Consider the following 25,674-nt stretch of genomic DNA (forward strand, 5'->3'; position numbering starts at 1 on the left):
CCGTGCCGTCGTGCTGAGCGCCCTGATGGCGAGCGCGGCGGCGCATGCGCAGGGCAAGACGCCGCCCGCCTCGGATATGGAAACGCAAACGGCCGTCGCCGATTACAACGCAGGCAATTTCACGTCCGCGCTCGCCGAGTTTCGCAAGGCCGCGCAGCGTGGCAGCCGCCTCGCCGAGTTCAACTACGCAATGATGCTGCTGAACGGCGAGGGCGGTCCTGCGAATGTCGAAGAAGGCAAGAAGTGGCTGCGCAAAGCCGCTGACGCGAACATGTCGCACGCGCAATACGTGTACGGCAAGATGTACGACGATGGCGAATTCGTCGGGCGCGATCCTGCCGAAGCGCATCAATGGTTTCTGAAGGCAGCGCAGCAAGGGCATATCCAGGCCGAACTGGCGCTGGCGAATCAGTTTCTCGACGGGCGCGGCACCGCGCGCGACAACCAGCAGGCGTTCTTCTGGTACAAAAAAGCGGCCGAGGGCGGCGACATGACCGCGCAGTACGTCACGGGTTCGTTCTACGAGCGCGGCGGCGATGGCGTCACGCAGAACCTGAACGTCGCGCGAGCCTATTACGCTGCGGCCGCCGCGCAGGGCGACCCCGCGGCGCGGCTCAAGTATCAGCAGCTCAGCACACAGTTACGCGAATCGCACGAAGCGAAGCCACAATGAAAAACGGCGCCTGAAAATTCAGGCGCCGTTTTTTTGCATGTCCGTGTTGCTGGTGCTGTCAGGTCAGCTTTGCATCAGACGCTTCTGTCGCGCAACGCTCATGATGAGTCCGATCGCGAAACCGAGCGTTGTCAGCGCGGTGCCGCCGTAACTCATGAACGGCAACGGCACGCCGACCACGGGAAGAATGCCGCTCACCATGCCGATGTTCACGAACGCATAGGTGAAGAACGCCATCGTCAGCGAGCCGGCCAGTAATCGGCCGAATAGCGTCGCGCCGTTCGCCGCGATGTACAGGCCGCGCGCGATCAGCGCCATATAGAGCGTCAGCAACACGATCCCGCCCGCCAGGCCGAACTCCTCGGAGAACACCGCGAAGATGAAGTCGGTGTGCTTCTCGGGAATGAACTCGAGGTGCGCCTGCGTGCCCTTCAACCAGCCCTTGCCGAGCGGGCCGCCCGAGCCGATCGCGATGACGGCTTGAATGGTGTGGAAGCCTTTGCCCAACGGGTCGGATGTCGGATCGAGCAGCGTGCAGATGCGGTGCTTCTGGTAGTCGTGCATCAGCGGCCATTGCACTTCGGGCTGACAGATCTTGTCCTGGAACGTTGCGATCGCGCCGACGGCGATCACCCCCGCGATCAGCACAGGGACGATCAGCTTGAAGCTCAGCCCCGCGAAATAGATGACGAAGAAGCCCGCTGCGAACACGAGCACGGCCGTGCCGAGGTCGGGCTGCTTCGCGATCAGCCCGACGGGCACCGCGAGAATCAGCACGCCGACGATGTAGTCCCACCAGCGGATGTTGCCTTCGCGACGCTGGTAGTACCACGCGAGCATCAGCGGCGTCGCGATCTTGAGAATCTCCGATGGCTGGATCACCACGCCGACGTTGATCCAGCGTTTCGCGCCCTTGCGTGTGAGGCCGAATAGCGCCACGGCAATCAGCAGCGCGACTCCGAATGTGTAGAGCGGGACGGCGAAGCGCATCAGCGTGGTCGGCGGGATGTTGGCCAGCACCCACATCAGTGCGAACGTCAGGATGATGTTGCGCAGCTGGTCTTCGACGCGGCCGGGCACGTCGAGGCTCGCGCTGTACAGCGTCACGATGCCGACGCACAGCAGCAGAAACACGATCAGTGCAAGCGGGCGATCGAAGCCCGCGAACATCTTCTTGAAGCGTTCGAGCCAGGCGCGCTTGTCGATTTGCATGCCTTTCTCCTTACTCGTCGATGCCGCCGGAAACGGGACCGCGCGGCACGGCCGGCGATTCCTCGTTACGCGACGGCGCAGCAGCGACCGGACGCGAATCGCTGGCCGGACGGGGTTTGCGTGGGGACTTGCGGGCGTCGGACGCCTTGACGGGTGCCGCAGCCGTGGTGACTGCCGCGTCAGATGCAGCCGGCGACGGCGCGACTGTGGCCGACGCGACGCGCGGCGCCTTGGCCGCCTTCGATGCGGAAGCGGCGCGCGGCACTGCGGCTGACGCCGCGACAGGCGCCGAAGCCGAGGCCGCGCCCGACGCCGCGACGGCGCCAGACGCATCCGATGCAGGCACCGCATGCGGCGTCGATGCGCCCGCTGGCATCGGCAGCGGCTTGAAGCCAGCCGCGACGGCGACAGGCTGGATCTCGCCGGTCGGCGCTGTCGGCGCGCTGCCGATCACAGGCGCCGAGGTTTCCTCTGTCGCCGATGCCGCTGCCACGACGGCTGCCTGTTCGACGCCCGGTTTCAGACGGTCGACGAGGTAATAGTCGAGCACGCGCCGCGCGATCGGGCCTGCCGCTTGCGCGCCCCAGCCACCGTTCTCGACGATCAGCGCGATCGCGATTTTCGGGTTGTCGGCAGGGGCGAATGCAATGAAGAGCGCGTGGTCGCGCAGATGTTCGGCGAGCGCGTGGCCGTGGTACTTCGCGCCTTGCAGCGAGAACACCTGCGCCGTCCCCGTCTTGCCCGCCGACACATAGGCGGCATTGCGGAACACCTGATAGGCAGTGCCCGACGGGTTCATCGTCACGTTTTCCATGCCACGCTTCACGACGTCGATATCGGACTGCTTCACGTCGATGCGTCCGTCGTCTTTCGGTACGGTAGCGCGCAGTGCCCGGGTGATCGGATTCTCGATCTCCTTCACAAGGTGCGGCTTCATCACCGTGCCGTTGTTCGCGAGCGTCGCCGTTGCATGCGCGAGCTGAAGAATCGTGTACGAGTTGTAGCCCTGGCCAATGCCGAGGCTGATCGTCTCGCCTTCGTACCAGCGTTGCTGCTCGGGCTTGCGATACGCCTTGCGCTTCCAGTCGGTCGAAGGCAGGATGCCGCGCGCTTCACCGGCGATATCGATGCCCGTGATCTGGCCGAAGCCCCACGGCTTCATAAAGCCGGCGATCGCGTTGACGCCGAGATCGTGCGCGAGCATGTAGAAGTACGTGTCGTTCGACACCATGATCGCGCGGTTCATGTCGATCCAGCCCTGACCCTGCGGCACGTCGTTGCGGAACGTGTGGCCGCCGAACGTGTACGAGCCCGGGTCCTGGAAGCCCCACTGCGGCGTGCGCTTGTGCAGCGTTAGCGCGGCGAGCGCCATGAACGGCTTGTACGTCGAGCCGGGCGGATACGTGCCATGCAGCGGACGGTTCAGCAGCGGGTGATCGGGCGAGTTGTTCAGTTCGTCCCAGGTCTGCTGGTCGATGCCGTCGACAAACGAATTCGGATCGAAGCTCGGTGCGGACACGAACGCGAGCACGTCGCCCGTCGATGGCTCGATCGCGACCAGCGCGCCGCGGCGGCCCGCGAACGCCTGCTCGGCAACCTGTTGCAAACCGATATCGAGCGACAGCACGAGGTTGTTGCCCGGCGTGGCCTGCGTGCGCGACAGCGTGCGCACCGGACGGCCGCCCGCCGTCACTTCCACTTCCTCGAAGCCCGTCAGCCCGTGCAGCTCCGTCTCATAGCTCTGCTCGACGCCGATCTTGCCGATGTAGTCGGTGCCCTTGTAGTTGTTCGCGTCGAGGCGCGCGTCGTAGTGCTCGGGATCGCTGTCGTTCTGGTCGCTGGCGTCGTCGATCTTGTCCTGGTCGCGCTGCGAAATGCGCCCGATATAGCCGATCACGTGTGCCGCCGTCGGCCCGAGCGGATATTGGCGGAACAGACGCGCGCGCACTTCGACGCCCGGAAAGCGGAAACGCTGTGCGGTGAAGCGCGCGACTTCGTCGTCGGTAAGGCGGGTGCGGATCGGCAGGCTTTCGAAGTTCTTCGAATCTTCCTGCAGCTTGCGGAAACGCCGGCGGTCACGTGCGTCGATACTGATGACGGTCGCGAGATTGTCGATCACGTTGTCGAGCGTGTCGTTCAGCTTCGACGGCGTGATTTCGAGCGTATAGGCCGAGTAGTTCTTGGCCAGCACGACGCCGTTGCGGTCGGTGATGATGCCGCGGTTCGGCACGATCGGCGCCACTGAGATGCGGTTTTCGTCGGCTTGCAGCGAGTATTTGCTGTAGTGCCAGACCTGCAGGAACAGGAAGCGGAACGCGATCAGCCCGAAGCAGACGAACACGAACAGCCCCGCCGCCGCGACGCGCAGGCGGAATTTCGTGAGCTGCTGCTGGGTGTCCTTGAATTCGGTCATGCGGTTGGGCAGGAACTGCCGGTTATGCGGTTTGAATCAATTCGGCGGCAAGGCGCCGGTGCGATGCCGGGTTTTGCGCCGCCGCTTTGTGTCGTCGAACGCTCGTGAGGGCGGCAGCATGGCGTGTTCATGAGCGGCCGGGCGGCGCGGGCGGTCAGATGGGCCGCGTATCGTCCGGATCGGCCGGACGGCGCTGCGGCATCAAAAGCAGAATGCTCGCGATGGGCCAGAGCGCCGCTTCGACGAACCCGTCAATCAGATAACCCCAGCCCGGAAACGATGCGCCCGTCAGCAGGCGGATCACGAACGGCACGAGTTGCGCGACGACGAGCAGCGGCATCACTGCGAAAACCTGCACGCCGATCGACATCCACAGCACACGGCGGTGGATCGTGATCGCGCCGTAGGACAGCAGCGTGTAGGCGAGCGCGTGTTCGCCGAGCAGGCTGGCGTTGTGCACATCCATCAACAGGCCAAGCATGAACGCGATGCCCATGCCGACCTTGCGCGGCTGATGCACGTTCCAGAACAGCAACACGAGCGCGACGAAGTCGGGCACGCCGACCAGACGGCCCCACGGCATCATGTTCAGCAGGAAAGCGGCGGCGAGGCTGAACGCGATGAAATAAGGATTGACGGGCTGCAGGATGTACTGCGGGCGATTCATTGCTTGGCCCCCTGGTTTGCCCCTTGAGCGGCTTGAGGCTTCGCGCTCTTTTCAGCGGCCGGCTTCTTCTCCGTCGATACCTTGCCGGCAGGCCTGGCCGACGATGCGGCAGCCGGCGCGGCCGGTTTTGCCGCAGCCGCCGCAGGCGCCGATGCGGCTGCCGTCGGAGCAGACTTCGCGTCCTTTTCGCCTGGCTTGCCCTTGTCCTGCGTTTTCGCGTTCTTCTTTTTCGCTTCTTTCGCGGCTGCGGCGGGATCGGGTTCGTCGGCGGGGCGCGGCGGCACGTTGTTCTCGTAGTGTAGGACAAGCAGATCGCGCGCGCCGCGCACCGGCGCGACGGGCTGGCAGATCACGCGCGCGAACGCCGTGTCCGCCTGCTTGTCGACGCGTACCACCTTGGCGACAGGCAGCCCCGGCGGATAGATGCCGTCGAGACCACTCGTGACGAGTTCGTCGCCGGCCAGCACATCGGCACTGATCGGCACGAAACGCAGGTCGAGCGCGTCGCCCTTCGGCGTGCCGTAGATCACGCTGCGCAGACCCGTGCGGACGATCTGCACGGGGACGGCCTGGTCTTTGTCAGTGAGCAGCGTCACTTCGGATTGCATCGGGAACACGCGCGTCACCTGGCCGATCACGCCGTCTTCGTTGACGACGGGCGAACCGTCTCTGATGCCTTGTTGGGAACCGCGCCCGATCACGACCTTTTGCGTGAACGGATCGCGTGTGTCGTACTGGATTTCGGCGGGGATCGACTGCGTTGTCATTCGTTGCGACAGTTGCAGCAGATTACGCAGATGCGCGTTTTCCGCGTCGAGCTGGGCCGCCTGATTGGCCTGCTGCGACAACTGCAGATTGCGCGTGCGCAACTTCTCGTTCTCGCCGCGCAGCGTCGCGCTGGTCACGGCGAGATCGGCGGCGCCCATGAAGAAGTCGCGCGGCACCAATGCCGCGCGCTGCAACGGATACAAGCCCGCGCCGAGCACGCCGCGAACGATCTCGAGGGTGCGGAAGCGCGCGTCGGAAATGAGCAGGGCGAGCGCGACCAGCACGAAGAAAATCAGTCGTGCGAGTGCCGAGGGGCCTTGCTTGAACAGGGGCGGCGGACTGTATTCCATGGTCGCCGGGAGCGTGAGCGGTTGGGTAAAACGGCGGCGCGCTAGACGCGCGCGCAATGCACGAAGCGCACAAAGGCTGGCGGAGCCAGCCTTTCAGTGCGCGCTGCAGACATGGAGACTGGCAACCTTACTCGTACGAGAAGATGCTGCCGAGCTTGTCCATGCGTTCGAGCGCCATGCCCGAGCCACGCACGACGCAAGTCAGCGGATCTTCTGCGACCAGCACGGGCAGGCCCGTTTCTTCCGCCAGCAGGCGGTCGAGGTCGCGCAGCAGTGCGCCACCGCCCGTCAGCATCATGCCGCGCTCGGCGATGTCGGCGCCGAGTTCCGGCGGCGTCTGTTCCAGCGCGATCTTCACCGACGACACGATCTGGTTCAGCGGGTCGGTCAATGCTTCGAGAATTTCGTTGCTCGAAATAGTGAAGCTGCGCGGAATGCCTTCCGACAGGTTACGGCCCTTCACTTCCATTTCCTTGACTTCCGAGCCCGGGAACGCGGAGCCGATTTCCTTCTTGATGGCTTCCGCCGTCTGTTCGCCGATCAGCATGCCGTAGTTGCGGCGGATGTAATTGACGATCGCTTCGTCGAACTTGTCGCCGCCGACCCGCACCGAACCCTTGTACACGATGCCGCCCAGCGAGATCACGCCGACTTCCGTCGTGCCGCCGCCGATGTCGACGACCATCGAGCCCGTTGCTTCCGAAACCGGCAGGCCGGCACCGATTGCTGCTGCCATCGGCTCTTCGATCAGATAGACCTGCGACGCGCCCGCGCCGTGTGCCGCTTCCTTGATGGCGCGGCGCTCGACCTGCGTCGAACCGCACGGCACGCAGATGATGATGCGCGGCGACGGCGAGAACATGCGCGATTCGTGAGCCGTCTTGATGAACTGCTTGATCATCTGTTCGGTCACGGTGAAGTCGGCGATCACGCCGTCCTTCATCGGGCGGATCGCCTCGATGTTGCCCGGCACCTTGCCGAGCATCTGCTTTGCTTCCTTGCCGACTGCCTGAATGGTCTTCTTGCCATTCGGGCCGCCTTCCTGGCGAATCGAAACGACGGACGGCTCGTCGAGAACGATACCTTTGCCACGCATATAGATGAGCGTGTTGGCCGTGCCGAGGTCAATGGCCAGATCGTTGGAGAAATAGCTGCGCAAAAAACCGAACATGCAAAATCCTGTCTCGCTGGGGGCCGGGCCTCGCATCGTAAGCGTAGGGCGGCAGCGGAAAAAAATTAGCAGCCTCATGTCCGGCCAATTGCGCCGTAAGAAGCATGAAACTGCGAGGGAACGTACCGGAGGCTATAGCAAGGTAGCCGAGCTGTCGCTCAGTCATATCCGAAAATGTCAGAAAGCCCTTGGTAAGACGGTCCGGGTTTGGGTCGAACGCGTAATGATACCTTATAATTTTGCTTGATTTGAAGGAAACGAATGGCAGTTTTTGCCGTCGTTGGCCCCAATTTCGAGGGCCTGCTCCAATGACCTAACCCGCTGTCGCAGCATCGTTTTTTCATCGTTGCGGCAGACTGCCACTTTTTCGGTGACTGCATGGCCCTGACTCTGACCGATGTGAAACGCATCGCCCACCTCGCTCGGCTCGAATTGCCCGATGCCGACGCCGAGCACACGCTGACCCAGCTCAACGATTTCTTCGGCCTCGTCGAACAGATGCAGGCGGTCGATACGACGGGCATCGCGCCGCTCGCGCATCCCATCGAGCAGATCGAAGATGTGGCGCTGCGTCTGCGCGACGACGCCGTGACGGAAAACGTGAATCGCGAGGACAACCAGCGTCCGGCGCCCGCTGTGCAGGACGGCCTGTATCTGGTGCCCAAGGTCATCGAGTAAGCGCCGCGTCAATGATCAAGCAAAGGGTTGTGTGTCACGCGTGCCAACGTCTGCGCGCAACACAACCCGCTTTGTTCGGCCCGGCCTGCCGGCGGGCGGCCGGATGCCTTTACGGCGGCGCATCGCGCCGTCGCGCTTTCCAGGAAAAACGCAATGCATGAGAAAAGCTTGACCGAACTGCGCGCCGCGCTCGACGCGAAGCAATGCTCCGCGGTCGAACTGGCGCAGTTGTATCTGAAGCGCATTGACGATCACAAGGCGCTGAACGCCTTCGTTCACGTCGATGCGCAACAGACGCTCGCGCAGGCGCAAGCCGCCGACGCGCAGATCGCCGCCGGCAACGCCGGTCCGCTGACGGGCCTGCCCATCGCGCACAAGGACGTGTTCGTCACGCGCAACTGGCGCTCCACGGCCGGCTCGAAGATGCTCGAAAACTACACGAGCCCGTTCGATGCAACGGTGGTCGAGCGTATCGCGCGCGCGGGCATGGTATGCGTCGGCAAGACCAATATGGACGAGTTCGCAATGGGCTCGTCGAACGAGAACTCGTACTTCGGCCCGGTGCAGAACCCGTGGGACCGAAAGGCCGTGCCGGGCGGCTCGTCGGGCGGCTCGGCGGCGGCGGTCGCCGCGCGCCTCGCGCCCGCCGCGACAGGCACCGACACGGGCGGCTCGATCCGCCAGCCGGCGTCGTTCTCGGGCATCACGGGCATCAAGCCGACCTACGGCCGCGTGTCGCGTTACGGGATGATCGCGTTTGCATCGTCGCTCGATCAGGGCGGCCCGCTGGCGCAGTCGGCTGCCGACTGCGCGTTGCTGCTGAACGCTATGGGCGGCTTCGACGAGCGCGACTCCACCAGCCTCACGCACGATCACGAAAACTACACGCGCTATCTCGGCCAGACGTGGTCCGGCGCGGGCAACGCGGCCGACAAGCCGCTTGCGGGCCTGCGCATCGGCTTGCCGAAGGAATACTTCGGCGCGGGCCTCGCCGAAGACGTGCGCGCGTCCATCGATGCCGCGCTGAAGCAATACGAAGCGCTCGGCGCCACGCTCGTCAAAGTGTCGCTGCCGAAGACGGAACTGTCGATTCCCGTGTACTACGTGATCGCGCCGGCGGAAGCGTCGTCGAACCTGTCGCGTTTCGACGGCGTGCGTTACGGCCATCGCGCGGCCGAGTATCGCGATCTGCTCGACATGTACAAGAAGTCGCGCGCCGAAGGCTTCGGCCCCGAGGTAAAACGCCGCATTCTGGTCGGCACGTATGTGCTGTCGCACGGCTATTACGACGCGTACTACCTGCAGGCACAGAAGATCCGCCGCATCATCGCGCAGGATTTCCAGGAAGCGTTCAAGCAGTGCGACGTGATCATGGGCCCGGTGGCGCCGTCGGTTGCGTGGGATATCGGCGCGAAGGGCGACGATCCCGTGCAGATGTATCTCGCGGATATCTACACGCTGTCGGTGAGCCTCGCCGGTTTGCCGGGCATGAGCGTGCCGTGCGGCTTCGGCGCGGGCGCGAATGCGCAGCGCCCGGTCGGCTTGCAGATCATCGGCAACTATTTCAACGAAGCACGCATGCTGCAGGTAGCGGACGCGTTCCAGCGCGTCACGGACTGGCATCGCAAGGCGCCGGCGGGAGTTTAAGCATGGCAACACAATGGGAAGTCGTTATCGGTCTCGAGACCCACGCGCAGCTGTCGACGGTCTCGAAGATTTTCTCGGGCGCGGCCACGCAGTTCGGCGCCGCGCCGAACACGCAGGCGTGCCCCGTCGATCTGGCATTGCCGGGCGTGTTGCCCGTGATGAACCGGGGCGCCGTCGAGCGCGCGATCCAGTTCGGTCTCGCCATCGACGCGACGATCGCGCCGCGCAGCATCTTCGCGCGCAAGAACTACTTCTACCCTGATCTGCCGAAGGGCTATCAGATCAGCCAGTACGAAATCCCCGTCGTGCAAGGCGGCCAGATCACGATTCAGGTTCCCGCCAACGAAAAGGCCGGTAAAGAAGCGTACGAAAAGACCGTGAACCTGACGCGCGCCCACCTCGAAGAAGACGCGGGCAAGTCGCTGCATGAAGACTTCGCGGGCATGACGGGTATCGATCTGAACCGCGCTGGCACGCCGCTGCTCGAAATCGTCACCGAGCCTGAAATGCGCAGCGCCGCCGAAGCGGTCGCGTATGCGAAGGCTTTGCATGGTCTCGTCGTGTGGCTCGGCATTTGCGACGGCAACATGCAGGAAGGCTCGTTCCGCTGCGACGCGAACGTGTCGGTGCGCCCCGTCGGCCAGAAGGAATTCGGCACGCGCGCCGAGATCAAGAACCTGAACTCGTTCCGCTTCCTCGAGGAAGCGATCCAGTACGAAGTGCGCCGTCAGATCGAACTGATCGAAGACGGCGGCACGGTGGTGCAGGAAACGCGTCTGTACGACCCCGACAAGCGCGAAACGCGTTCGATGCGCAGCAAGGAAGACGCGCACGATTACCGCTATTTCCCCGATCCCGATCTGATGCCGCTCGTGATCGAGTCGTCGTGGGTCGAGCGCGTGAAGGGCGAACTGCCCGAACTGCCGGCGGCGATGCAGCGGCGTTTCGTCGAGCAATATGGCCTCACGCCGTACGATGCAGGCGTCGTCACGTCGAGCAAGGCGATGGCCGCGTACTACGAAGCCGTCGTCGCGAAGGTCGGCGCAGCGCAGGCGAAGGTCGCGGCAAACTGGCTGATGGGCGAAGTGTCGTCGCAACTCAACCGTGAAGACCTCGACATCGCGAACAGCCCGGTATTGGCCGCGCAACTCGCGCTCGTTCTGCAACGTATCGCCGACGGCACGATCTCGAACAAGATCGCGAAGGAAATTTTCCTCGCGATCTGGGAAGAGAAAGCCACGGATGACACCGCTGCCGACCGCATCATCGAAGCCAAGGGTCTCAAGCAGATTTCGGATACGGGCGCGCTCGAAGCGATCATCGACGAAGTGCTCGCCGCGAACCAGAAGTCGGTCGAAGAATTCCGCGCCGGCAAGGAAAAGGCGTTCAACGCGCTGATCGGCCAGGCGATGAAGGCGACCAAGGGCAAGGCGAATCCGCAGCAGGTGAACGAGCTGTTGAAGAAGAAGCTGGGCTGAGTGTCGTAGCGGTACGAGCCTTCGCGTGCGGCACGTCGCATGCGAAGCCATGACGGGCTGTTGTCGCATCGAAAGTCGCGCAACGGCCCGTTTGCTTTTTCATTCGACGTGACGGCCCGCCGCACAGGAGGAACCACGATGGCCAAGAAGAACAATCTCGACGATTACCGCGTGCCTTTTTTCGACGGGAACGACAAGGCGAAGTTTTCACTCGCCAGCATCGATCCGTCCTCGAAGCCGTTTTCGACGGGATCGAAAGATACCGACCGCGAACGGCTTGCCGAGGTCGGCGCGGCGCTGGATGCGCAGCAGGAACGCCTGCACGCGCAGCGCGTGCAGCGTGTTCTGCTCGTACTGCAAGGCATGGACACGAGCGGCAAGGACGGCACGATCCGCGCGGTGTTTCATGAAGTCGATCCGCTTGGCCTGCGCATCGTGCCGTTCAAGGCGCCGACGCTCACCGAGCTGGCGCACGACTTTCTGTGGCGGGTCCATTCGCAGGCGCCCGCCGCTGGCGAACTGACGATCTTCAACCGCAGCCATTACGAAGACGTGCTCGTGCCCGTGGTGCTCGGTTCGATAGACAAGGACGCGCGCCTGCGCCGCTACCGGCACATTCGCGACTTCGAGCTGATGCTCGCGGAAAGCGGCACGACGATCATCAAATGCATGCTGCACATTTCGAAGGACGAGCAGCGCGAGCGCCTGCAGGCGCGCATCGACGATCCGACCAAGCACTGGAAATTCGACGTCTCCGATCTCGACGCGCGCAAGCAGTGGGACAAGTACCAGGACGCGTATGAAGAAGCGCTGGCGGCCACGTCGACGGAATACGCGCCGTGGTACGTGATTCCCGCCAACTCGAAGACGCATCGCAACGTGATGGTCGGTGAATTGCTGCTGCGCGCGTTCGAGTCGCTCGAGCTCGAATTCCCGCCGGCGAAAGAATCGCTCAAGGGCGTGATAGTCGAATGATCCTCACCTGGTCGAATAGACAAAAACACAACGAAGGAAAAACATGTTTCGTGTGATCACCGCCAACCTGAACGGCATCCGTTCGGCGGCCAAGAAAGGCTTTTTCGAGTGGTTCGGTGAGCAGAAGGCCGATGTCGTGTGCGTGCAGGAAATCAAATGCTCGCAGGACGACATGACGCCTGAATTTCTCGCGCCGCACGGTTTCACCGGCTATTTCCAGCATGCGGTGAAGAAGGGTTACAGCGGCGCGGGTCTCTATACGCGTCACGAGCCGGATGAAGTCGTGATCGGCTTCGGCAGCGAAGAGTTCGATCCTGAAGGACGCTACGTGGAAGCGCGCTTCGGCAATCTGTCGGTAATTTCCGTGTATGTGCCGTCGGGTTCGAGCGGGGACGAGCGCCAGCAGGCGAAGTACCGCTTCATGGACGAGTTCATGCCGCACCTCACGGAGTTGTCGAAAGAGCGCGAAGTGATCGTGTGCGGCGACGTCAACATCGTGCACAAGGAAATCGACATCAAGAACTGGAAGGGCAACCAGAAGAACTCGGGCTGCCTGCCGGAAGAACGCGCGTGGCTCACCAAGCTGTTCGACGACGTCGGCTACGTGGACGTGTTCCGCACGCTTGACCAGCGGCCCGAGCAATACACGTGGTGGAGCAATCGCGGTCAGGCGTATGCGAAGAACGTTGGGTGGCGTATCGACTACCAGATCGCGACGCCGGGTGTTGCCGCGACGGCGAAGCGCGTCGATGTGTTCCGCGACATAAAGTTCAGCGATCACGCGCCCGTGACCGTCGACTACGCGCACAAGATCGCGAAGAAATAAACGAAAGCGGCGTCAGTCGCTCGCGGTCGTACGGCGCGGGCGGCCGATGCCCGCATAGTCGGGCAGCGCATCGACGCTCTTGCCGACGGCTTTCGCGTACAGCGGCAGCATGTCGGGCAGGCGCTTCATGATGTCCGCGCGGCGCGTCGGATTGTACGGATGCACGTAGATGAAGCCCTGATCGCGGTTGCTGCGGGTCGCGACGGCGAGCTTGTCCCACAGTGTGATCGCGGCGCGCGGATCAAAACCCGCGCGCGAAGCAATCTCGCTGCCGATCACGTCGGCCTCGGTTTCATCGGCGCGTTCGTACTTCATCTCCAGCAACTGCGTACCGATGCCGAGCGGCGCTTCGCCGAGATCGGCGAGACCGAAAAGTTGCGGAATCGACCCCGATCCGAGTTGCGCGGCCTGCTGTTCGCCGAGACGCTCGCGCGCGTGCTCGCGTAGCGCGTGGGCGATTTCATGGCCGAGCAGCATGCCGAGTTCGTTGTCGTTGGGCTTGATCTTGTCGAGCATGCCGCCATACACGATGATCTTGCCGCCCGGCAGACAGTACACACGAACATCCGGCGAACGCAGCACCGCGATATCCCACTTCCAGTTCTTCGCGCGGTCGTTCCATTTCAGCGCGTACGGAACCAGCTTGTCGACGATCGACTGCACACGCTTCACGTGCGCGTCCGATGACGGATAAAGCCGGCTCATATGCTCGGCGCCGCGCGCGATCTGATCGAATTCCTCAGCCGATTGCGCTTCGAGCATCGGCGACGGAATCAGATTGCGGAATACCGCGTAGCCGCCATAGCGCAATTGCTGGTTCGGCACGAAGGGCGGCGGCGGGGGCGTGGGTGCCGGCGTGCGAGCCGTCACGGGCGTTGGCGGTGTCGCTGCGCCGGCGTTCGACGGCGCGGATGTGCCTGACGTGGCGGACGGCGCCGTTTCCGACTTAGGCGCGGAAAGGGTCGAAGGCGTGGATGGCGCGTTCGCAGCAGGCGGCGCGCTGACGCTCGATGTCGATTCGGCCGCGCGCGCCTGCCACGGCGACATCACGCCGAACGCCGCGCACGCGGCGAGAACGGCCAGATGCAGGACATGGCTACGCGCGCGCATGCGATATGCAGGCGATCGACGGAAAGCGGCGCGCGAAGCCGGACCCATGACGGCGCGCCGCGACGCAAACACCATCACGGCTGCTTTCTCCAGGGGGCGATGCGAAACAACAGTAGCATGCCTGGTATAGCAAGCGCCGTGCAGACCAGGAAGTAATCGAACCAGCCGATCTTCGCGACGACGAAGCCGCTTGCCGCCGACGCCAGCGTGCGCGGCACCGAAGCCAGCGACGTGAAGAGCGCGAACTGCGTCGCCGTGTAGCGCGGGTCGGTCGTACTGGCGATGTACGCGGTGAACGCGGCGAGCGTGAGGCCTGTCGTGAAGGTTTCGAAGCCGTAGACGAGCGCGAGCGCCACCGACATCGGATCGAGTTGCACCGTCCAGCCGATGCCGAGCAGCGACAGCAGTTTTGTCGTGCCCGCGCTGAGCGCGACGGCGATGTCGTACACGACGGTGAGCCCCGGCGACGTCGGCCCGACGTGCGCGAGCCACGCGAAGCCGAGCGTCGACACCATCTGCAGAATGCCGAAGATCCACAGGCCGCGACCGATGCCGATACGCATCAGCGCAATTCCGCCAATGATGCCGCCCGCCAGACTCGCGCCGAATGCCGTCGTTTTGGCGATCACGCCGATCTGCGTGCGCGAAAAGCCGATGTCGAGAAAGAACGACGTGGACAGCGTGGTCGCCATCGTATCGCCGAGCTTGTACAGGAAGATGAAGCCGAGCACGAACAGTGCGCCGCGCCAGCCGTCGCGCAGAATGAATTCGCGGAACGGCTCGACGATTGCTTCGCGCAGGTTCTTCGGCGGCGTGCCGTGCACTTCGGGCTCGCGCACGACGACGGTCATGATCATGCCCGGCAGCATGAACGCGGCCGTGACGATGAACACGGTCGCCCAGGGCAGATGGTCCGAGAGTATCAGCGCGAGCGAACCGGGCACGAGCGCCGCGATCTTGTACGCGTTCACGTGCACCGCATTGCCCAGGCCTTGCTCGGTGTCATGCAGCAGTTCGCGCCGATACGCGTCGATCACGATGTCCGAGCTCGCGCCAAAGAATGCGACGAGCGCGGTCAGTGCGGCAACCGTCCAGATCGAATCGCGCGGCGAAACGATGCCGAGCGATGCGATCGCGCCGGCGACCAGAATCTGCGTGAACAGCATCCAGCCGCGCCGGCGTCCCGGCCGCCAGCCGGGCAGACGCGGCACGTAACGGTCCATCAGCGGCGCCCAGAGGAATTTCCACGTATAGGGGAACTGGATCAGCGCGAACAGGCCGATTTCCTTCAGGTTCACGCCTTCTGAGCGCAGCCAGGCCTGGACGAGATAGACGAGGGTGAACAGCGGCAACCCCGACGTGAAGCCGAGGAAAACGCAGATCAGCATGCGCGCGTTGAGAAACGCGCGCCAGCCGGGATGTTCTTCGTGAGCGGTTAGTGCGGGCGCCTCGTGTGGCGGGTTCGACATGAGATGAGTGACGTTAGCTTTTCTTGACGCGATAGACCGCAAGACTACCACGCCAGTTCACGCCCCATCGCACCTGCTGGCCGCCATGCAGCACGACGCGATCCAGAATCTCAATGCCGACTTCCGGCGCGAGCGCCTCGAAGTCCTTGATGGTCAGCACGCGCACGTTCGGCGTGTTGTGCCACTGATACGGCAGCGACTTCGACACGGGCATGCGTCCCTGCAAAACGGACAGTCGATGCGTCCAGAATCCGAAATTTGGGAACGAAACGATGCATTCCTTGCCGACCCGCACCGTCTCGCGCAAGATCGCGGCCGTCTGGTGAATGGTCTGCAGCGTTTGAGAAAGGATCGCAAAATCGAAGCTGCCGTCTTCGAACAGTCGCAAGCCGTCTTCCAGATTCTGCTGGATCACGTTGATGCCGTTCTTCGTCGACGCGAGCACGCCGGCGTCGTTGATCTCGATGCCGTAGCCCGTCACTTCGAGTTCTTCCATCAGCAGCGACAGCAGCGAGCCGTCGCCGCAGCCGAGATCGAGCACTGTCGCACGCGGCTCGACCCAGCGGGCAATCGCGCGGAAATCCGGCCGCGTCGCAAGATAATCGAGAGCGCGCTGGTTCATGCGTTGACCTCCGCAGCAATGCGTTCGTAGTACGCGCGCATCAGGTTGTGATAGCGCGCATCGTCGAGGAGAAAGGCGTCGTGGCCGTGCGGCGCGTCGATTTCGCCATACGTCACCTGGCGCTTGTGATCGAGCAGCGCCTTCACCAGCTCGCGCGAGCGCGCGGGCGCGAAACGCCAGTCGGTGGTGAAGCTCGCGATCAGATACTTCGCCTTCGTGTGGGCGAGCGCGGCTGTGAGGTCGCCGTCGTACGCTTTTGCCGGATCGAAGTAATCGAGCGCACGGGTGATCAGCAGATACGTGTTCGCGTCGAAGTAGTCGGCGAACTTGTCGCCCTGGTAGCGCAGATACGATTCCACTTCGAACTCGACGTCGAAGTTGAAGTTGTAGACGTCTTCCGCGCCCTCCGCACGACGCAGCGCGCGGCCAAACTTCGCGGCCATGTCGTCGTCCGACAGATACGTGATGTGGCCGATCATCCGCGCGACGCGCAGGCCGCGCTTCGGCTTCACGCCGTGCGCGTAGTAGTTGCCGCCGTGAAAGTCCGGGTCCGAGAGAATCGACGAGCGCGCCACTTCGTTGAACGCGATGTTCTGTGCCGAGAGCTTGGGCGTCGATGCCACGACGATGCAATGCGCGAGCCGCTCCGGATACATCATGCTCCACGCGAGCGCCTGCATGCCGCCGAGACTGCCGCCCATCACAGCCGCGAATTTCTCGATGCCGAACGTGTCGGCGACGAGCGCCTGCGCGTTCACCCAGTCTTCGACCGTCACGACGGGGAAGCTCGCGCCATACGGACGGCCCGTCGACGGATCGATGCTCATCGGGCCCGTCGAGCCGAAGCACGAACCGAGATTGTTCACGCCGATCACGAAGAAGCGGTTGGTGTCGAGCGGCTTGCCCGGGCCGACCATGTTGTCCCACCAGCCGACGTTCTTCGGATCATCCGCATAGACGCCCGCCACGTGATGCGACGCGTTGAGTGCGTGGCACACGAGCACGGCATTGCTGCGCGCGGCGTTGAGCGTGCCGTACGATTCGACGACGAGGTCGTAGTTCGCGAGCGAGCTGCCGTTCTGCAGGCGCAGCGGCTCGGAGAAATGCATTGTTTGTGGAGTGACGATCCCGATCGATTCCATTCATTCCGCCTTCTGACATGGGGCGGCTAAATGGTGTCGGCGATGGCGCGGAAGGAGCGTGTGCGCGGCTGACGACCTCTTTAGCCGCATTTATAGTGAACCGGGATGGATGAACTCCTTCCGCTGGTTCGCGCGCCCGCAATCGAGTCAGCAAATCGGCGCGTTGTGCAATTCTGGACCGTCAAAAACGGTCAAGCGCAGAGTATAGCGGAAAACGCGCCGCGTCTGCGCCGCCCGGTCTTACTGGAGGATCAGGCGCAGTTGCGCGTCGGCCTGTTCAACCGGCGCGCGCGAGAAGCCGCTGCGCACGAAGCGATGCCAGCGCCCGATGATGTAGCTGAGCAAAAGGCTGGCGCGCGCCACGGGATCGTAGTCGGCGGGGAGCGGGATCGCGCTGTGTTCGGCGTGGCTCGATGCGTCCATCAATCCGAGCCGCAGACATTGCTTGAGCGACGCCTCGACGCGTTCGAGCAACTGGTTGACGCGTTCGGTGAGCCGCTCGTGTTCGCCGACGAGCGCCTCGCAGGTCAGCACGCGCGTCATGCCGGGATTTTTCGCTGAAAAATTGAGCAACATGAGCGCGATCGCGCGTGCCTGCAGCACGCCGTTCGGCTCTTTCGCGATGATCTGGTTGATGAGCCCGAAGAGCGTCTGCTCGATGAATTCGATCAACCCTTCGAACATCTGCGCCTTGCTCGCGAAATGGCGATACAGCGCCGCCTCCGATACGCCGATGCGCGCGGCCAGCGCCGCGGTGGTGATTTTTTCGTTCTTCGGCGCCTCCAGCATCGCGGCCAGCGTCTGGAGGATATGTACGCGCCGCTCGCCCGGTTTCAGGCGTGTCGAGCGCGGTGCGGCGGTTTGGTCTTCGGTTACGTCCTCGTCATGCTTGCGGATAGGCTGCATGTCTGTCGTCCCTGTTATCGCCAGGCCGGATGCTCCGTGAGTGGTTCGATCGGCCTTCCTGGGCGAGTGCCCAGTCTCAACGATTTTAGCGAACGAATGCATCGATCGACATAGTGCGGGCGACCCGTGCCCGGCAGACGTGCCGGCGAGCCGTTCGGGCGGGCATGCTGCGGCAGGTGCCCGGTGATCCACACGGTGCGGATGCCGAGCCGCCGATAGTTCTTCAGATGGCTGCGCGTGTCTTCGACGAGCACCGCGTCGGCGAGACGCACGTGCGCGTCGCGCATCGCACGGCGCAGCATCGCGTGATCGGGTTTGGCGCGCCAGTAGCGGCGGTCGCGCATGTGCTCGATGGCGATCACGCGCTCGAACAGCCGTTCGATGCCCAACTCTTTCAGCACGTCGAGCGCGTAGGCTTCGGGCGCGTTGGTCAGCACGATCTTGCGGCCGGGCAGCGCGTCGACGAGACACTTCAGGCCGCGCTCGCTGCGCAGCATCGCGCGCAGGTCGGGGAACGTGTGGACGTACTTCAGGAAGTCGTGCGCATCGAGGTCGTGATGGCGCGTGAGCCCGAGCAGCGCCGCGCCGTAGCGCTGCGTGTAGCCGGTGCGCAGACGGTTCGCTTCGTCGCGCTCGACTTGCAGCGCGTCGATGATGTACTGCGTCATTGCGGAGTTGATAGCCGGGAAGATCGCGTGCGACGCGTGATGCAGCGTGTTGTCGAGATCGAACAGCCAGACAGGCGTGCCGGCGTGAATCTGCGGCCGACGGCGCTTCGGACGGAAAGTGCGCATGATGTTGCGGCGTGAATTGCGGCGTGAATGATGTCAGGCGTGCGAGGCGGTCCGCTGCCGTGCGAAACGGGCGGCGCGCGATGCGCGCAGAGGGAAAAGCTCGAGACAGCGCAGGACACTGCGCGAAAGACGGAAGGCCAGTATGCCTTCTGCGAAGCACGGCGGCCAGCGTGCCGTGCTTCGCGCGATGCGTGAGTTTGCGTGACGCGTGACGTGGCGGACCGCGCTCAGTGCGAGCGGATCATCGTGCCGAACGGCTGCTCCGTCAGGATTTCGAGCAGCACCGAATGCTCGATGCGGCCGTCGATGATGTGCACCGAACGCACGCCGCTCTTCGCGGCGTCGAGCGCCGACGAGATTTTCGGCAGCATGCCGCCCGAGATCGTGCCGTCGGCGAACAGCGCGTCGATCTCGCGCGCGGACAGATCGGTCAGCAGCGTGCCTTCCTTGTCCATCACGCCCGGGATGTTCGTCATCATGACGAGCTTCTCCGCGTTCAGCACGACGGCCAGCTTGCCCGCGACCAGGTCCGCGTTGATGTTGTACGACAGGCCGTCCTCACCGAAGCCGATGGGCGAAATGACGGGGATGAACGCGTCGTCCTGCAGCGCTTTCACGACGGCGGGGTTGATCGCCTCGACTTCGCCGACCTGGCCGATATCGATGTACTGGCCGGGGTTGTCGCGGTCCGGCATCAGCAGCTTGCGCGCGTGGATCAGGCCGCCGTCCTTGCCCGTCAGACCGACTGCCTGACCGCCGAAGTGGTTGATCAGCGTGACGATGTCCTGCTGCACTTCGCCGCCCAGCACCCATTCGACGACTTCCATCGTCTCTTCGTCGGTGACGCGCATGCCCTGGATGAACGTGCCCTGTTTGCCGATTTTCTTCAACGCCTGATCGATCTGCGGACCGCCGCCGTGCACGATCACCGGGTTGATGCCGACCAGCTTCAGCAGGATCACGTCGCGCGCGAAGCCTTGCTTCAGGCGCTCTTCCGTCATCGCGTTGCCGCCGTACTTGATGACGACGGTCTTGCCGTGATACTGGCGGATATAAGGCAGCGCCTCGGCGAGAATTTCAGCCTTCAGCGTGGGGGCGATCTGGGACAGGTCGGGAGACTCGGACATGGCGGCGGCTCGGACACGGAAACGGTGAAAACAACGCCGGATTGTACACAACTGGCGCGGTGCAATAGTGAAACTGACGTGTGCCGTCGCGGCGATCGCGGCTGTTGTGCCGCAGTGCGGAAAAGCGGATTTCGAGGGCGCCGGGCGCCTCGTCCGCGCTGCATTTTGCAGCGGTGCGGTGCCTGGTTTGGGCCGTCGCCCGGCTGGTAAGTTCTCTCGCGCAACGGGGAAGCCCCGCGGCCCGGAAAACCAGGCGAATCGGCGGCGAGCGGGCAGGCGTTTTGCTGATGTGCCGGAAGTGGCATCATGTTTGAATCCACTGACCGGTTTCATCCCGTTGTCATGAATCCGTCCCCATCCGAACCGACTGAATCTTCCGCAATGTCGAGCGCTCGGTGCCCGCGCTGCCGCCGCGTGTTCGACTGCGGCGGGCGCGGCGGCCGCGAGGCGTGCTGGTGCGTATCGATGCCCGCCTTGCCCGCCACGGCGCTCGACGCCAGCACCGGCTGTCTATGCCCCGAATGCCTTGCCGATGTAATCGCGCGGGCGCGTGCAACGGAAGGAGGCGCCGCGCCCGCGCCGGACTGATGCAACCGGCGCCCTGTGCGGGACTACGCGCGCGAATCCGCCAGCGCCGCCAGATCGCGCGTCAGCTTGTCGAACACCGGCTCCCACTGTGCGAACTGCGGCTGCCGGTACAAGCTCGCGCTCGGATACCACGGGCTGTCGGTGCGATCGAGCAGCCAGACCCAATGCGGATTGACATCGAGCAGCACCCACGTGCGCTGCCCGATCGCGCCGCTCAGGTGCGCGACGGACGTGCATACGGTGATCACCAGGTCGAGCGCGCCGAGATAGGCGGCGGTGTCGTCGAAGGTTTTGAATTCTGCCGTGTGGTCGGCGATATCGAGTCCTGCCGTGCGGGCTGCCGCCACTTCGGCTGCGGCGCCGGGCTGCAGCGAATAGAAGGCGACCTTGTCGAGTTCGCGGAAGGCGTCGACGTAGCGTTCCAGGCCGACGCGGCGGAACGGATTGCGCTGGTGTCCGTGGCTGCCCGTCCATACGAGTCCGACCTTCAGCCGCTTGTCGCCCGCGAGGCGTTGACGCCAGGCGTCGACGGCTTGCGGATCGGCTTGCAGATACGGAACAGTCGACGGGATCGTTGCTTCGCGCGTATCGAAGAGCAAAGGCAGCGACAGCAGCGAAACCTCATAGTCGAACTTCGGCAACTGTTCGACGCCTCCGCCCAGCGTGAATTCGTCGGCGTGTTGCGCGAGCGAGCGTTCCAGCAGCGCGCCCATCTGCGGAAACGAGTTCCAGGCAAGACGTCCGCCTTCGCGATGCACGCGCTCGGCCAGTAACGGAACATAGCGGCAGAACTGCAGCAGATCGCCCATCCCCTGTTCGCCCCACAGCAGCAGCGTCTTGCCTGCCAGCGATTCGCCGCGCCAGGCGGGTCCCGGCAGTACGGGGCGTTTGCCCGCCAGTTCCTTCGATCCGTCCCAGCGCGCCTCGTGCTCGCGCCAGCCGTCGGCGTAGTTGCCGCGCAGCAGGTGGATCATGCTGAGGTTGGAAAGGTACGACGGCACGTCGGGCGCGGCGCGATGCGCAGCCAACGTGAAGCGCTCGGCGCTGTCCCATTGTTGCGCTTCGCGCAGCGTCTGCCCATGATTGCCGAGCATGACGGTGTTGTCGGGCTGAAGCGCGATCGCGCGCCGCTCGGCTTCGAGCGCGCTGCCGAGGTCGAAGCGCGCGAGGTGCGACTTGCCCAGATTGGCCCACGCGTTCGCATCGGCGGGATTCTGGTGGAGCGCGGCTTCCAGCAGTTCGGCCGCTTCCGCCGAAGCCGGATTCGCCGACATCAACGCGCCCGCCAGATTGTTGCGCAGGCTAGGCAGGTCGGGGGCGATGGCGAGCGCATTGCGGTAGGGCGCGACGGCGTCGACGTGCCGGCTCATCAATTGCAGCGTGAGACCCAGGCGAAAGAGCGCTACGGGATCGTGCGGCGCGAGCGCGGCGCAAGCACGGGCAATGGTTTCTGCCTCGCGGCCGCGTTGCCGGGCGGCCAGTTGCTGCGTCATTTCATCGAGCGAATCGGGATCGGTCGGAAACAGGTGTGAAGCGGCCTGGAGCCAGATGTCATGGGCCTGGCGGTCGCCTTGCTCCAGCGCTGCGACAGCATGACGCAGAAATGTCTGGAAGGAATCCAAAAGAACTTGATGCGGATCAACCATTGTTTTGAGCGTTGTGGGTGAAGAATGCCGGGCGCGCCGGAAACGATAAACAACACTATAGTTCCGATCATTCGCTAGATGAATCGGACCCCTCCCAACAGGTAAACTCGCAGGATGCACCGCATAACCGTCACCGGCCGGGTCAACCTCGGGCATCTCTTCTGGCTACGCAGTCTTGCCATCATCGGGCAACTCGTGACGATTGCGTTCGTCCAGACCTTTGTCGGCGTCAAGCTGCCGTTGCCGGCGATGCTGCTCGTCATCGGGCTCGAAGTGATTTTCAACGCGCTGACGTGGCTGCGCGTCGCGAGCCAGAAACCCGAGTCGAACCTCGAGCTGTTCGGGCAACTATGGGTCGACCTGGGCGCGCTGTCCGCGCTGCTGTTTCTGTCGGGCGGCACGACCAATCCGTTCGTTTCGTTGTACCTGCCGTCGCTGGCGATTGCCGCGGCCGTGCTGCCCTGGCAGCTGATGGCGTGGCTCGCGGCATTCGCCGTGGCGTGCTATGCCGTACTCGGTTTCGAATCGGTGCCGCTCAATCTCGACAATCCCGCGAATCTGTTCGACTACTACCGCGCCGGGATGTGGGTGAACTTCATGGTCAGCGTCGGCCTGATCGCGTGGTTCGTGGCGCGCATGTCGCGCGGGCTGCGTCAACGCGACACGGCGCTCGGCGAGGCGCAACAGCGTCTGCTGCGCGACGAACGCGCGGTGGCGCTGGGCGTGCAGGCCGCGACGGTGGCACATGAGATGGGTACGCCGCTGTCGACCATCGCGATGCTCACGGAAGAGCTGCGCGATGCCGCGCGCAGCGACGAAGGCCTGAAGGCTTACGCCGCCGACCTCGATATCCTCGACCAGCAGTTGACGCTGTGCACGTCGGCACTTGCGCGCCTGCGCAGCCGCGCGTCCACGCAAGGCAGCCGCCAGCGTGTCGACGAATGGCTCGACTCGTTCGCCAATCAGTGGCGGCTGCGGCATCCGCACGTCAAGTTCGAGCGTGTGGGCGAGCCGCCCGCGAACGTCAGTGTCGACGATACGGTCGCCGTCAGCCAGATTCTCACCATCCTGCTCGACAACGCCGCGCGCGCGAGCCGCGATCACGTGACGCTCGCCGCCAGGCTCGCCGACAACGACTCGATCGACTTCGAAGTCTGCGACGCCGGCCCGGGCGTGCCGGCGTCGCTGCGTGGCTTGCTGGGCGCTGCGCCCGTCGACAGCACACAGGGCGGGCATGGGGTCGGGCTGTATCTGGCGTTTTCGGCGGCTGCGCGGCTCGGTGGATCGATCGAGCTCACGGACGTCAGCGAAATCAAGCCGCGCGGCACGCGCGCAGTATTGCGGTTGCCTTTGGCCCGCGAGCAAACAGACGCGGGCCGGCAGGGCGCCGCGTCGTCCAATACGGAGAAGCAAGCATGAGCGATAAGAATTTTCTGGTCATCGACGACGACGAAGTGTTCTCCGGCATCCTCGCGCGCGGTCTGACGCGTCGCGGCTTCACGGTGTCCGAGGCGCACAACGCCGACGAAGCGATTCGCCTCGCCAATCAGCAGAAGTTCGGGCAGATCACCGTCGATCTGCATCTGGGCAATGACTCCGGGCTGAATCTCGTCGCGCCGCTGCGCGACCTGCAACCGAATGCGCGGATGCTGGTGCTGACAGGTTATGCGAGCATCGCGACAGCCGTTCAGGCGGTGAAGGACGGCGCGGACAACTATCTGGCCAAGCCCGCGAACGTCGAAACGATCCTCTCCGCGCTGCAAACGGAAGCGAGCGCATTGCAGGCCGAAGAGGCGATCGAAAATCCGACGCCATTGTCGGTTGCACGGCTGGAGTGGGAGCACATCCAGCGCGTGCTCGCGGAAAACGGCGGCAACATTTCGGCGACGGCGCGCGCGCTGAACATGCATCGACGCACGTTGCAGCGCAAGCTCGCGAAGCGGCCGGTCAAGCAATGACCTTGCCGTAGTTTCTTGCGGCCGGACATGAAAAAGGGCGGCGCTCAGCAAGGAGCGCCGCCCTTTTGTTTGGCCTTTCGTTTGGCCCTTTCGCGGGGGTAACGACGCGCGTTACAGCACGTAGCGCGACAGGTCCTCGTCCTGCGCAACCTCGTTCAGCGCGCGATCGACATAAGCCGCGTCGATCACCACGTGCTTGCCGGCGTGATTGCCCGCCGAGAACGAGACTTCCTCGAGCAGCTTTTCGATGACCGTATAAAGACGGCGTGCGCCGATGTTTTCCGTCTTCTCGTTCACCGAGTAAGCGATTTCCGCAAGACGGCGGATGCCGTCGTCGGCGAATTCGAGGTGCACGTCTTCCGTTTCGAGCAGCGCCTGGTATTGCTTGACGAGGCTGGCGTCGGTGGCGTCGAGAATCGCTTCGAAGTCCTTCACCGACAGCGAATCCAGTTCGACGCGAATCGGAAAGCGCCCTTGCAGTTCGGGAATCAGATCGCTCGGCTTCGCAAGATGGAATGCGCCGCTCGCGATGAACAGGATGTGATCGGTCTTCACCATCCCGTACTTCGTGTTGATCGTCGTGCCTTCGACGAGCGGCAGCAGATCGCGCTGCACGCCCTGACGCGAGACCTCGCCGCCGCCGGCTTCGCTGCGCGACGCGATCTTGTCGATTTCATCGAGGAACACGATGCCGTTCTGCTCGACGTTCTGCACGGCCTTCGTCTTGACCTCTTCGTCGTTGAGCATCTTCGCGGCTTCTTCGTCGGTGAGGAGCTTGAGCGCTTCCTTCACCTTTACCTTGCGGCGCGTCTTCTTGCCGCCGCCCAGGTTCGCGAACATCGAGCGGATCTGCTCGGTCATGTCTTCCATGCCCGGCGGGCCCATGATGTCCATCGTGGTTTGCGGCATCTCGATGTCGAGCTCGATTTCCTTGTCGTCGAGCAGGCCTTCGCGCAGGCGCTTGCGGAACGTCTGACGCGTCGCGTTCGATTCGTCGCCGCCCGACTCTGCGCCCGAGCCGAAGCCGACCGTGCGCGCGCCCGGCAACAGCGTATCGAGAATGCGGTCTTCGGCGAGATCCTCGGCCTTGGTGCGGACCTTGCGCATTTCGGTTTCGCGCGTCTGCTTGACCGAGATTTCGATCAGGTCGCGCACGATGCTGTCGACGTCGCGGCCCACGTAACCGACTTCGGTGAACTTGGTCGCTTCGATCTTGATGAACGGCGCGTCGGCGAGCTTCGCGAGGCGACGCGCGATTTCCGTCTTGCCGACGCCCGTCGGCCCGATCATCAGGATGTTCTTCGGCGTGATTTCCTGGCGCAGCGGGTCGGCGACCTGCTGGCGGCGCCAGCGGTTACGCAACGCAACCGCGACGGCCTTCTTCGCGCGATTCTGGCCGATGATGTGCTTGTCGAGTTCCGAGACGATCTCGGCGGGAGTCATGGTGCTCATCG

Annotated in this window: 23 protein-coding genes; 9 read left to right on the top strand and 14 right to left on the bottom strand. The window is 63.8% G+C overall.

What is annotated here, in order from left to right; genetic code table 11:
- Positions 1–25: 25 nt before the first annotated feature.
- Positions 26–673: a tetratricopeptide repeat protein gene (locus C2L66_RS00215; protein ID WP_224101700.1), complete on the top strand. Its 648-nt coding sequence runs from the start codon at positions 26–28 to the stop codon at positions 671–673.
- Between the two features lie 63 nt (positions 674–736).
- Here C2L66_RS00215 and rodA read toward each other — a convergent pair whose 3' ends face one another.
- The 5 genes from rodA to C2L66_RS00240 form a co-directional block, all read right to left on the bottom strand.
- Positions 737–1,885, bottom strand: a complete 1,149-nt coding sequence (gene rodA, locus C2L66_RS00220; RefSeq protein ID WP_007581982.1) for a rod shape-determining protein RodA — start codon at positions 1,883–1,885, stop codon at positions 737–739.
- A gap of 10 nt (positions 1,886–1,895) precedes the next feature.
- Entirely contained in the window at positions 1,896–4,298 is a 2,403-nt protein-coding gene (gene mrdA / locus C2L66_RS00225; RefSeq protein ID WP_060599449.1) for a penicillin-binding protein 2, read from the bottom strand.
- 154 nt (positions 4,299–4,452) lie between these two features.
- Complete coding sequence (gene mreD / locus C2L66_RS00230; protein ID WP_007581986.1) at positions 4,453–4,965, bottom strand: rod shape-determining protein MreD; 513 nt, start codon at positions 4,963–4,965, stop codon at positions 4,453–4,455.
- Positions 4,962–6,083 (bottom strand): rod shape-determining protein MreC, encoded by a 1,122-nt coding sequence (gene mreC / locus C2L66_RS00235; RefSeq protein ID WP_054929405.1) that lies wholly within the window; start codon positions 6,081–6,083, stop codon positions 4,962–4,964. Before mreC ends, mreD begins: the two co-directional genes overlap by 4 nt.
- Before the next feature lie 127 nt (positions 6,084–6,210).
- Positions 6,211–7,254 carry a rod shape-determining protein gene (locus C2L66_RS00240; protein WP_004189550.1) on the bottom strand — a complete coding sequence of 348 codons (1,044 nt, stop codon included), beginning with the start codon at positions 7,252–7,254 and terminating at the stop codon, positions 6,211–6,213.
- Between the two features lie 378 nt (positions 7,255–7,632).
- Here C2L66_RS00240 and gatC point away from each other — a divergent pair, with 378 nt between their 5' ends.
- From gatC to C2L66_RS00265, 5 genes are all read left to right on the top strand, one after another.
- Positions 7,633–7,932 carry an Asp-tRNA(Asn)/Glu-tRNA(Gln) amidotransferase subunit GatC gene (gatC, locus tag C2L66_RS00245; protein WP_060599448.1) on the top strand — a complete coding sequence of 100 codons (300 nt, stop codon included), beginning with the start codon at positions 7,633–7,635 and terminating at the stop codon, positions 7,930–7,932.
- 153 nt (positions 7,933–8,085) lie between these two features.
- Entirely contained in the window at positions 8,086–9,579 is a 1,494-nt protein-coding gene (gene gatA, locus C2L66_RS00250; protein WP_060599447.1) for an Asp-tRNA(Asn)/Glu-tRNA(Gln) amidotransferase subunit GatA, read from the top strand.
- A 2-nt stretch (positions 9,580–9,581) separates the two neighbouring features.
- On the top strand, positions 9,582–11,057 hold the full coding sequence (gene gatB / locus C2L66_RS00255; protein WP_060599446.1) for an Asp-tRNA(Asn)/Glu-tRNA(Gln) amidotransferase subunit GatB: 1,476 nt from the start codon (positions 9,582–9,584) through the stop codon (positions 11,055–11,057).
- A gap of 138 nt (positions 11,058–11,195) precedes the next feature.
- Positions 11,196–12,032 (top strand): PPK2 family polyphosphate kinase, encoded by an 837-nt coding sequence (locus C2L66_RS00260; protein ID WP_054929409.1) that lies wholly within the window; start codon positions 11,196–11,198, stop codon positions 12,030–12,032.
- A 43-nt stretch (positions 12,033–12,075) separates the two neighbouring features.
- Complete coding sequence (locus C2L66_RS00265) at positions 12,076–12,858, top strand: exodeoxyribonuclease III (protein ID WP_054929410.1); 783 nt, start codon at positions 12,076–12,078, stop codon at positions 12,856–12,858.
- Positions 12,859–12,870: 12 nt separating this feature from the next.
- Here C2L66_RS00265 and C2L66_RS00270 read toward each other — a convergent pair whose 3' ends face one another.
- The 7 genes from C2L66_RS00270 to argB all read right to left on the bottom strand — a co-directional run bounded on the left by C2L66_RS00270 (position 12,871) and on the right by argB (position 20,028).
- The gene (locus tag C2L66_RS00270; protein ID WP_082433742.1) at positions 12,871–14,043 is read right to left on the bottom strand and encodes a M48 family metallopeptidase; all 1,173 of its coding nucleotides are present in this window, start codon (positions 14,041–14,043) and stop codon (positions 12,871–12,873) included.
- The gene (locus tag C2L66_RS00275) at positions 14,043–15,437 is read right to left on the bottom strand and encodes an AmpG family muropeptide MFS transporter (protein ID WP_060599445.1); all 1,395 of its coding nucleotides are present in this window, start codon (positions 15,435–15,437) and stop codon (positions 14,043–14,045) included. Before C2L66_RS00275 ends, C2L66_RS00270 begins: the two co-directional genes overlap by 1 nt.
- A gap of 13 nt (positions 15,438–15,450) precedes the next feature.
- On the bottom strand, positions 15,451–16,059 hold the full coding sequence (gene metW / locus C2L66_RS00280; protein WP_054929412.1) for a methionine biosynthesis protein MetW: 609 nt from the start codon (positions 16,057–16,059) through the stop codon (positions 15,451–15,453).
- On the bottom strand, positions 16,056–17,201 hold the full coding sequence (metX, locus tag C2L66_RS00285; RefSeq protein ID WP_060599444.1) for a homoserine O-succinyltransferase MetX: 1,146 nt from the start codon (positions 17,199–17,201) through the stop codon (positions 16,056–16,058). Before metX ends, metW begins: the two co-directional genes overlap by 4 nt.
- Before the next feature lie 240 nt (positions 17,202–17,441).
- Positions 17,442–18,107 carry a nucleoid occlusion factor SlmA gene (gene slmA, locus C2L66_RS00290; protein WP_054929413.1) on the bottom strand — a complete coding sequence of 222 codons (666 nt, stop codon included), beginning with the start codon at positions 18,105–18,107 and terminating at the stop codon, positions 17,442–17,444.
- 14 nt (positions 18,108–18,121) lie between these two features.
- Positions 18,122–18,901, bottom strand: a complete 780-nt coding sequence (locus tag C2L66_RS00295; protein WP_060599443.1) for a pyrimidine 5'-nucleotidase — start codon at positions 18,899–18,901, stop codon at positions 18,122–18,124.
- Between the two features lie 227 nt (positions 18,902–19,128).
- On the bottom strand, positions 19,129–20,028 hold the full coding sequence (gene argB / locus C2L66_RS00300) for an acetylglutamate kinase (protein ID WP_054929415.1): 900 nt from the start codon (positions 20,026–20,028) through the stop codon (positions 19,129–19,131).
- Positions 20,029–20,334: 306 nt separating this feature from the next.
- Here argB and C2L66_RS00305 point away from each other — a divergent pair, with 306 nt between their 5' ends.
- Positions 20,335–20,616, top strand: coding sequence for a cysteine-rich CWC family protein (locus C2L66_RS00305; RefSeq protein ID WP_082433743.1), 282 nt, complete (start codon positions 20,335–20,337; stop codon positions 20,614–20,616).
- Between the two features lie 23 nt (positions 20,617–20,639).
- On the opposite strand, the gene C2L66_RS00310 is transcribed toward C2L66_RS00305, so the two are convergent.
- A complete protein-coding gene (locus tag C2L66_RS00310) occupies positions 20,640–22,262 on the bottom strand; it encodes a tetratricopeptide repeat protein (protein ID WP_060599442.1) in 1,623 nt (540 codons plus the stop codon).
- A gap of 114 nt (positions 22,263–22,376) precedes the next feature.
- On the opposite strand from C2L66_RS00310, the gene C2L66_RS00315 reads away from it, so the two are divergent.
- Together C2L66_RS00315 and C2L66_RS00320 are read left to right on the top strand one after the other, a co-directional pair.
- Entirely contained in the window at positions 22,377–23,681 is a 1,305-nt protein-coding gene (locus C2L66_RS00315) for an ATP-binding protein (RefSeq protein WP_054929417.1), read from the top strand.
- Positions 23,678–24,220, top strand: coding sequence for a response regulator transcription factor (locus tag C2L66_RS00320; protein WP_007743952.1), 543 nt, complete (start codon positions 23,678–23,680; stop codon positions 24,218–24,220). The genes C2L66_RS00315 and C2L66_RS00320 overlap by 4 nt, the downstream gene beginning before the upstream one ends.
- Before the next feature lie 111 nt (positions 24,221–24,331).
- Here the strand turns inward: C2L66_RS00320 and hslU are convergent, their stop codons facing one another.
- Positions 24,332–25,672, bottom strand: a complete 1,341-nt coding sequence (gene hslU, locus C2L66_RS00325) for an ATP-dependent protease ATPase subunit HslU (RefSeq protein WP_054929418.1) — start codon at positions 25,670–25,672, stop codon at positions 24,332–24,334.
- Positions 25,673–25,674: the final 2 nt, after the last annotated feature.

Source organism: Paraburkholderia caribensis (assembly GCF_002902945.1).
GTDB lineage: Bacteria > Pseudomonadota > Gammaproteobacteria > Burkholderiales > Burkholderiaceae > Paraburkholderia > Paraburkholderia caribensis.

Bases quoted from the DNA above. Each gene is read 5' to 3' on its own strand.
- C2L66_RS00215 (WP_224101700.1), top strand. From the start codon at position 26: ATGGCGAGCGCGGCGGCGCATGCGCAGGGCAAGACGCCGCCCGCCTCG.
- rodA (WP_007581982.1), bottom strand. From the start codon at position 1,885: ATGCAAATCGACAAGCGCGCCTGGCTCGAACGCTTCAAGAAGATGTTC.
- mrdA (WP_060599449.1), bottom strand. From the start codon at position 4,298: ATGACCGAATTCAAGGACACCCAGCAGCAGCTCACGAAATTCCGCCTG.
- mreD (WP_007581986.1), bottom strand. From the start codon at position 4,965: ATGAATCGCCCGCAGTACATCCTGCAGCCCGTCAATCCTTATTTCATC.
- mreC (WP_054929405.1), bottom strand. From the start codon at position 6,083: ATGGAATACAGTCCGCCGCCCCTGTTCAAGCAAGGCCCCTCGGCACTC.
- C2L66_RS00240 (WP_004189550.1), bottom strand. From the start codon at position 7,254: ATGTTCGGTTTTTTGCGCAGCTATTTCTCCAACGATCTGGCCATTGAC.
- gatC (WP_060599448.1), top strand. From the start codon at position 7,633: ATGGCCCTGACTCTGACCGATGTGAAACGCATCGCCCACCTCGCTCGG.
- gatA (WP_060599447.1), top strand. From the start codon at position 8,086: ATGCATGAGAAAAGCTTGACCGAACTGCGCGCCGCGCTCGACGCGAAG.
- gatB (WP_060599446.1), top strand. From the start codon at position 9,582: ATGGCAACACAATGGGAAGTCGTTATCGGTCTCGAGACCCACGCGCAG.
- C2L66_RS00260 (WP_054929409.1), top strand. From the start codon at position 11,196: ATGGCCAAGAAGAACAATCTCGACGATTACCGCGTGCCTTTTTTCGAC.
- C2L66_RS00265 (WP_054929410.1), top strand. From the start codon at position 12,076: ATGTTTCGTGTGATCACCGCCAACCTGAACGGCATCCGTTCGGCGGCC.
- C2L66_RS00270 (WP_082433742.1), bottom strand. From the start codon at position 14,043: ATGGTGTTTGCGTCGCGGCGCGCCGTCATGGGTCCGGCTTCGCGCGCC.
- C2L66_RS00275 (WP_060599445.1), bottom strand. From the start codon at position 15,437: ATGTCGAACCCGCCACACGAGGCGCCCGCACTAACCGCTCACGAAGAA.
- metW (WP_054929412.1), bottom strand. From the start codon at position 16,059: ATGAACCAGCGCGCTCTCGATTATCTTGCGACGCGGCCGGATTTCCGC.
- metX (WP_060599444.1), bottom strand. From the start codon at position 17,201: ATGGAATCGATCGGGATCGTCACTCCACAAACAATGCATTTCTCCGAG.
- slmA (WP_054929413.1), bottom strand. From the start codon at position 18,107: ATGCAGCCTATCCGCAAGCATGACGAGGACGTAACCGAAGACCAAACC.
- C2L66_RS00295 (WP_060599443.1), bottom strand. From the start codon at position 18,901: ATGCGCACTTTCCGTCCGAAGCGCCGTCGGCCGCAGATTCACGCCGGC.
- argB (WP_054929415.1), bottom strand. From the start codon at position 20,028: ATGTCCGAGTCTCCCGACCTGTCCCAGATCGCCCCCACGCTGAAGGCT.
- C2L66_RS00305 (WP_082433743.1), top strand. From the start codon at position 20,335: ATGTTTGAATCCACTGACCGGTTTCATCCCGTTGTCATGAATCCGTCC.
- C2L66_RS00310 (WP_060599442.1), bottom strand. From the start codon at position 22,262: ATGGTTGATCCGCATCAAGTTCTTTTGGATTCCTTCCAGACATTTCTG.
- C2L66_RS00315 (WP_054929417.1), top strand. From the start codon at position 22,377: ATGCACCGCATAACCGTCACCGGCCGGGTCAACCTCGGGCATCTCTTC.
- C2L66_RS00320 (WP_007743952.1), top strand. From the start codon at position 23,678: ATGAGCGATAAGAATTTTCTGGTCATCGACGACGACGAAGTGTTCTCC.
- hslU (WP_054929418.1), bottom strand. From the start codon at position 25,672: ATGAGCACCATGACTCCCGCCGAGATCGTCTCGGAACTCGACAAGCAC.